We start from the raw sequence: 7,298 nt of genomic DNA, 5'->3' as shown, positions 1-7,298 counted from the left end.
CAGCCGGGGCTGCGGCAGGCGCGGGCGCTGCGGCGGCGGCGGGTGCTGCCTTCGCACCGCCGGCGCGGGCGGCGTCGATATCCGCCTTTACGATCCGCCCACCGGGGCCGGAGCCCGTCAGTGAGGCAAGGTCGATGCCCGCCTGCTGCGCCATGCGGCGAGCTAGCGGCGAGGCGAATACGCGGTCACCGCCAGCATGGCCGTTCGCCTTCGGCGGATCGGGCTGCGGATTGAAGCCCTGCGTGCTGCCGGGGCTCGGCGGTGCCGCTGGCGCTGCGGCAACGGGCTTCGGCGCCGGCGCAGGTGCCGCGGCGGCACCATCGCCACCAAGAACGGCGATGACGCTGTTCACCGCAACACCTTCGGTTCCCTCTGCCACCATGATCTTCGAAAGGACCCCCTCGTCGACTGCCTCGACCTCCATCGTCGCCTTGTCCGTCTCGATCTCGGCGATCACGTCACCGGCCTTGATGGTGTCGCCTTCCTTCTTGAGCCATTTCGCGAGCTTGCCCTCGGTCATCGTCGGGCTCAGCGCCGGCATCAGGATATTGGTCATCGGACGGTCCCTCCCCTGCCCAGGCTCAGCGATACGTCACGCGCTTGGCGGCTTCCACCACCTGCGCGACGGTGGGCAGCGCCAGCTTCTCGAGGTTCGCGGCATAGGGCATCGGGACATCGGTGCCGTGCACGCGCGCCATGGGCGCATCCAGCCAATCGAAGCAGTGTTCCATCAGCACCGCCGCGATCTCGGAACCGATGCCGGCATAGGGCCAGCCCTCCTCGACGGAGACGAGCCGGTTCGTTTTCCGCACCGAAGCCGCGATCGTCTCGATGTCGAGCGGGCGGATGGTGCGGAGGTTGATCACCTCCGCGCTTATGCCTTGGGCGGCGAGCGCTTCGGCCGCCTGCATCGCGTAGCCGACGCAGATGGAGAAGGCGACGATGGTCACGTCCGACCCCGGCCGCTCGACCTTCGCCTTTCCGATCGGCAGGACGAAATCCTCAGACGTCGGGCACTCGAAGCTCTGCCCGTACACCACCTCGTTCTCGAGGAAGATGACGGGGTTCGGGTCACGGATCGCTGCGCGGAGAAGCCCCTTCGCATCCGCCGCCGACCAGGGGGCAAGCACCTTGAGCCCGGGGCAGTGCGCGTACCAGGAGGCATAGCACTGGCTGTGCTGTGCGGCGACGCGCGAGGCCGCACCGTTGGGGCCGCGGAACGTGATCGGGCACTTCACCTGGCCGCCGGACATGTAGAGCGTCTTGGCGGCCGAGTTGATGATCTGGTCGATCGCCTGCATCGAGAAGTTGAACGTCATGAACTCGACGATCGGCTTGAGGCCCGCCATGGCGGCACCGACCGCGATGCCGGTGAAGCCATGCTCGGTGATGGGCGTGTCGAGCACGCGCTTGGGCCCGAACTCGTCGAGCAGGCCCTGGCTGATCTTGTAGGCGCCCTGGTACTGGCCGACCTCCTCGCCCATCAACAGCACGTCCTTGTCGCGCCGCATCTCGAGTGCCATCGCCTCGCGCAGCGCCTCGCGCACCGTCATGGTCGCGGTCGGGCCCCAATCCTTCTCCTCAGCCGCGACGGGTGCTGCGGCGGGTGCGGCCGGAACCGACGCTGGCGCCACCGCGGGCGGCGCTGATGGCGGCGGCGCAGAGGGTGGGGCCTCGGCATTCGGCGCGGGCGCAGCGGCCGCCCCGTCACCACCCAGCACGGCGATGACGCTGTTCACCTGCACGCCCTCGGTGCCCTCGGCGACGACGATCTTCGAGAGCACACCCTCGTCGACGGCCTCGACCTCCATCGTCGCCTTGTCGGTCTCGATCTCGGCGATCACGTCGCCGGCCTTCACCTCGTCGCCTTCCTTCTTCAGCCATTTCGCGAGCTTGCCCTCGGTCATCGTCGGGCTCAGCGCGGGCATCAGGATGTCGGTCATGGTCGTTCTCGTCCCAGAACTTTTCGGCGAACTTTGCGGCGCGAAGGCGTCAGGCGTCGGTGAGCACGTCGGTCCAGAGCTCGGACGGATCGGGCTCCGGCGAGGACTGCGAGAAATCCGCCGCCTCCTGCACGATCGCCTTCACCTCGTCCTCGATCGGGCGAAGCGCCGCCTCGTCCACCCCGTAGAGCTCGGCGAGAGAGGCGCGCGCCCCTTCGATCGGGTCATGGCTCTGGCGCATCTCCTGCACCTCCTCGCGCGTGCGGTACTTCGCGGGGTCGGACATGGAATGGCCGCGGTAGCGGTAGGTCTTCATCTCGAGCAAATACGGCCCCTTGCCGGCGCGGCAATGGCCGACGGCGATCTCGGCCGCGTCCTTCACCGCCATGACGTCCATGCCATTGACCTGCATGCCCGGAATGCCCCAGGGCGCGCCGCGCTTGGTAAGATCGCCGGTGACGGTGTTGCGCTCCTGGCTCGTTCCCATGGCGTAGCGGTTGTTCTCGATGATGAACACGACGGGCAGCTTCAGCAGCGCGGCCATGTTGAACGTCTCGAACACCTGGCCCTGGTTCGAGGCGCCCTCGCCGAAATAGGTCAGGCTCACGCGGTCATTGCCGCGGTACCAGTTGGCGAAGGCGAGGCCGGCGCCGAGGCTCACCTGCGCCCCGACGATGCCGTGGCCGCCGAAGAACCCCTTCTCGATGCTGAACATGTGCATCGAGCCGCCCTTGCCCTTGGAATAGCCGCCGGCCCGGCCGGTGAGCTCGGCCATCACGCCGCGGGCTTCCATGCCGGTGGCGAGCATGTGGCCATGGTCGCGGTAGGAGGTGATCACCTGGTCGCCCTGGCCGAGCACGCTCTGCATGCCCACCACGACGGCCTCCTGGCCGATATAGAGGTGGCAGAACCCGCCGATCAGCCCCATGCCGTAGAGCTGCCCCGCCTTCTCCTCGAAGCGGCGGATCAGCAGCATGTCGCGATAGGCCTTGATGAGCTCGTCGCGTGTCATGGAGGGGGCCTTCTCGGCCTTGCCCTTCCGCCGCGCCGCGCCCGCTTCCGCCGTGCCTGCCATGGTCTTCCCCGGATGCCTGCCCTGACCGGCCACCGCAAAGGCAGCCGCTTCCCGTCAGGTAACGTCGGCAAACCCCTTGCGCAAGCACGGCGAGAGGGGAAAACGCTTATGTTGCAATGCAATAGCGTAAATTAACCGAAAAGTGGTCAAGCCCCTGATCCAGCTTGCGTCGGCGCCCAGGATCGCGGCGGGGATTGCGAAGTCATGGCACGAACGGGACACGAAATTGCGCCGCGCGTACATGCAGCGCACGGGCGTTGCCGACCGGGGCGTTTCAGTAGAGCCGGCCGCCGGGGCCGTAGAGGATGACCATGTCGTCGCGGCCGGAGAGGTTCAGCATCGCTCGCGCCCGCTCATCCAGCGCATCGGCGTCAAGGTGCTCGGGGCGGAGGCCATCGACGCGCGCCTCGAGGCGCGCACGCTCGGCCTCGAGCCGCGCAAGCTCGGTTTCGGCGATGGCAAGCTGCTCCTTGATCGCGCCGAGCGCGATCAGCCCGCGGCTGCCTTGCAGCGTGTGCCAGACAAAGAAGCCGATCACCGCCGCGCCGAGAACGGCTCCCGCGGCGGTGCCAGCGCGCCGCTTCAGTTCAGGTGACATCCCCATGACGCGGAGACCACCACGCAAGCCCGCGTCGCCGCAAGTGCGAAGGTCGCACGACGGTCGCGTTGGCGCCACTTTCCCTCTCCCGTTGCACGGGAGAGGGGGAACCCTCGCGCAGCGAGGGTGGGTGAGGGCTTCGCACGCGTGGCGTTGCAGAAAGCCCCTCACCCTCCCAGCCTTGCGGCTGGGCCCCTCCCTCTCCCACGCCGTGGGAGAGGGGAAACCCTCTCAGCCGCGAATCACGGCAGCACGCCCGCCGTAGCGCGCGGAGGGGCCAAGCGCTGACTCGATGCGGATGAGCTGGTTGTACTTCGCCGTGCGATCCGACCGGCTCAGCGAACCCGTCTTGATCTGCCCGCAATTGGTCGCCACCGCGAGGTCGGCGATCGTGCTGTCCTCGGTCTCGCCCGAGCGATGGCTCATCACGCAGCGGTAGCCCGCGCGGTGCGCCATCTCCACCGCTTCCAGCGTCTCGGTCAGCGTGCCGATCTGGTTCACCTTGATCAGGATGGCATTCGCCACGCCCTTCTGGATGCCATCGGCAAGCCGCGCCGTATTGGTCACGAACAGATCGTCACCCACCAGCTGCACCGTCTTGCCGAGGCGGTCGGTGAGCAGCTTCCAGCCGGCCCAGTCATCCTCCGAGCACCCGTCCTCGATCGAGACGATCGGCCACTTGCCGCAGAGGCCGGCGAGATAGTCGACCATCCCCGCCGGATCGAGCTTCTTCCCCTCGCCTGCCATGTCGTAGACGCCGCCCTTGAAGAACTCGGTCGCGGCGCAGTCGAGCGCGAACAGCACGTCCTCGCCGAGCCGGTAGCCTGCCCGCTCCACGGCTTTGGCGATCGCGCCCAGCGCCTCGTCGGCCGAGGCGAGGTTCGGCGCGAAGCCGCCCTCGTCGCCCACGTTCGTTGCATGCCCCTGGTCGGCCAGCGTCTTCTTCAGCGCCTGGAATACCTCGGCCCCGATCCTGACCGCCTCGGCACCCGTGCCGGCACCCACCGGCATGATCATGAATTCCTGGATGTCGATCGGGTTGTCGGCATGCGCGCCGCCGTTGATCACGTTCATCATCGGCACGGGCAGGGTGCGGGCGAGGCTTCCGCCGACCCAGCGCCAGAGCGGCACCTCATGCGCCGCCGCCGCTGCCTTGGCCACCGCCAGGCTCACGCCGAGAATCGCGTTCGCCCCCAGCCGCGCCTTGTTCGGCGTGCCATCGAGATCGATCATCAGGTTGTCGATCTTGAGCTGTTCGGACGCATCGAGGCCCGAGAGCGTGTCAAAGATCTCGCCCTCGACCGCATCGATCGCCTTCCTGACACCCTTGCCGCCGTAGCGCGCCTTGTCGCCGTCACGCAGCTCGATCGCCTCATGCGCGCCGGTCGAGGCGCCGGAGGGAACGGCGGCACGGCCCATCGCCCCGCCATCGAGCACCACGTCGACCTCAACGGTCGGGTTGCCGCGGCTGTCGAGGATCTCGCGGGCAACGATGTCGGCGATGGCGGTATGCGGCATGGTGCTCTCCTTGGGGGCCCCGCGTGGGGCCACGTGGCGATTAGCCCGCCGAGACGGTGCCGGCAAGGTCAGCCAGCGGGATACCCCAGCCGCCCGGCCTGGGCCGGGTCGTCGATGAATCCGCCCGACTGGCGGTTCCACATCCGGGCATAGGCGCCGTCGGCGGCCAGCAGCGCTGCGTGACTGCCCTGCTCGACGATGCGCCCCTCCTCCATCACCACGAGCCTGTCCATCCGCGCGATGGTGGAAAGCCGATGCGCGACGGCGATCACGGTGCGGCCTGCCATCAGCGTCTCGAGCTGTTCCTGGATCACCGCCTCGCTCTCGCTGTCGAGAGCGCTCGTCGCTTCGTCGAGCACCAGGATCGGCGCGCCCTTCAGGATCACGCGCGCGATCGCCACCCTCTGCCGCTGCCCGCCGGAGAGCTTCACGCCACGCTCGCCCACCCGCGAATCGTAGCCCGTGCGCCCTTCCCAGTCGGACAGGTTCAGGATGAAGTCATGCGCCGCCGCCTGCCTGGCCGCTTCGATCACCTCCTCCTCGGTGGCATCGGGGCGGCCGAAGCGGATGTTGTCGCGGATCGAGCGATGCAGCAGCGATGTATCCTGCGTCACGACAGCGACCTGCTGGCGCAGGCTCTCCTGCGTCACGCCCGCGATGTCCTGCCCGTCGATCACGATGCGCCCTGCCTCGGGCTGGAAGAAGCCGAGCAGCAGGTTGATCAGCGTCGACTTGCCCGCACCCGAATGGCCGACCAGTGCGATGCGCTCGCCCGGCCGGATGTCGAGCACGAGGTCACGGATCACGCCGCGCGCGGCCCCGTAGCCGAACGAGACATGCTCGTAACGGATCCCGCCCTCGGTCACGACGAGCGGCGTTGCATCCTCGCGATCGGCGTCGCGCAAGGGCTTGGCGATCGTCTCCATCCCCTCCTGCACCGTGCCCACGTTCTCGAAGATGCTCGTCACGCTGTCGGCCACCCAGCCTGCCGTGCGCAGCAGCTGCCAGGTGAGCGGCAGAACGGCGGCGACCATGCCGGGTTCCACCCCGCCCTTGGTCCAGAGCCAGATCGAGAGCGCGGCCGTTGCCGTCACCATGCTGGCCGAGAGCAGCGAGAGGCAGAGGCCGAACAGGGTGATCAGGCGAAGCTGGCGGTGGAAGATGCCGGTGTGGCGGTCGATCCCGTCGCGCACGAACCCGTCCTGGTCGCGCGCGCGGGCGAACAGCTTCACGGTGAGGATGTTGGCGTAGGTATCGACGATCCGCCCCGTGAGCGCGGAGCGTGCCTCCGACGTTGCCTTCGCACGATCCCTGAGCCTGGGCACGAAGGCGCGCAACAGCAGGATGTAGGCAACGAACCAGACGAGGATGGGGGCGACGAGCATCGGCGCGAGGGCGAGCAGCGCGATGATCGATACGGCCCCGTACACGATCAGGTACCAGACGGCCTGGAGCGAGGCGACGACGCTTTCCCGCAGGCTCGGCCCCGTCTGCATCACGCGCGTCGCGATGCGGCCGGCGAAATCGTTCTGGAAGAAGCTCCACCCCTGCCGCACCACGTGCCAGTGGCTCTGCCAGCGGATGCGGTTGGTGAGGTTCGCCGCGATCACCTGGTTGGCGAGCAGCCCCTGCGTCACGAGCGCTGCCGGCCGCAGCAGCATCAGCACCGCCGCCATGCCGAGAAGCTCCGGCCACACGGCGGCGAACAGTGTCGCCGTGTCGTGGCGCGCGAGCAGGGTGACGACGCGGCCCATGAAGAGCGGGATCAGCGTGTCGAGCAGCGCGACCGTGAAGGCCGCCGCGAACAGTGCCGCGAAGGGTCCGCGCGCTTGGCGCACGAAATGCCAGTAGAACGCGATCAGCCCAGCCCCGGAGGGCGGTGGCGCCTCCGGCGGGACGGTCGGGGGGATCAGCGTCTCTGCCCAGCGGAGCATCGCCCCGGTATCGCGCGTCCTGCCCGTTCGCGCCACTGCCGGATGCGCGGGGCGGAGCCCCGCCTGATCGGCGATCAGGCGGGGGTGATCAGGCGGGGGTGATCAGGCGTATCTGATCAGGCGAGCGTCGCGCGCCGGCGCCTGCGCACGGCGGCAAGCCCGAACAGGCCGGCGCCGAGCAGCGCGAGCGAGGCGGGCTCGGGCACGGGGGTGCCGGGCGGCGGCGGCGC

The 7,298-nt window shown here is 68.7% G+C and carries 7 protein-coding genes; all 7 read right to left on the bottom strand.

Going from position 1 to position 7,298, the window contains the following annotated elements; all coding sequences use genetic code 11:
* On the bottom strand, window positions 1-556 hold a 556-nt coding region (locus Q0C38_RS22855), incomplete at its 3' end, for a biotin/lipoyl-containing protein (protein WP_291299447.1).
* A 25-nt stretch (window positions 557-581) separates the two neighbouring features.
* Complete coding sequence (locus Q0C38_RS22850; RefSeq protein WP_291299446.1) at window positions 582-1,943, bottom strand: pyruvate dehydrogenase complex E1 component subunit beta; 1,362 nt, start codon at window positions 1,941-1,943, stop codon at window positions 582-584.
* Window positions 1,944-1,992: 49 nt separating this feature from the next.
* Window positions 1,993-3,018, bottom strand: a complete 1,026-nt coding sequence (gene pdhA, locus Q0C38_RS22845) for a pyruvate dehydrogenase (acetyl-transferring) E1 component subunit alpha (RefSeq protein ID WP_291299445.1) — start codon at window positions 3,016-3,018, stop codon at window positions 1,993-1,995.
* A 274-nt stretch (window positions 3,019-3,292) separates the two neighbouring features.
* A complete protein-coding gene (locus tag Q0C38_RS22840) occupies window positions 3,293-3,616 on the bottom strand; it encodes a septum formation initiator family protein (protein WP_291299444.1) in 324 nt (107 codons plus the stop codon).
* A 231-nt stretch (window positions 3,617-3,847) separates the two neighbouring features.
* Window positions 3,848-5,134 carry a phosphopyruvate hydratase gene (eno, locus tag Q0C38_RS22835; RefSeq protein ID WP_291299443.1) on the bottom strand — a complete coding sequence of 429 codons (1,287 nt, stop codon included), beginning with the start codon at window positions 5,132-5,134 and terminating at the stop codon, window positions 3,848-3,850.
* Between the two features lie 68 nt (window positions 5,135-5,202).
* Window positions 5,203-7,068, bottom strand: a complete 1,866-nt coding sequence (locus tag Q0C38_RS22830) for an ABC transporter ATP-binding protein (protein WP_291299442.1) — start codon at window positions 7,066-7,068, stop codon at window positions 5,203-5,205.
* Window positions 7,069-7,184: 116 nt separating this feature from the next.
* On the bottom strand, window positions 7,185-7,298 hold a 114-nt coding region (locus Q0C38_RS22825), incomplete at its 5' end, for a PEP-CTERM sorting domain-containing protein (protein WP_408870064.1).

Origin of the sequence: Elioraea sp., from assembly GCF_022842375.1 — a bacterium.
Lineage (GTDB): Bacteria > Pseudomonadota > Alphaproteobacteria > Acetobacterales > Acetobacteraceae > Elioraea_A.
The sequence above is the reverse complement of the archived record's forward strand: the minus strand, read 5'-3'. Positions and strand labels throughout refer to the sequence as shown.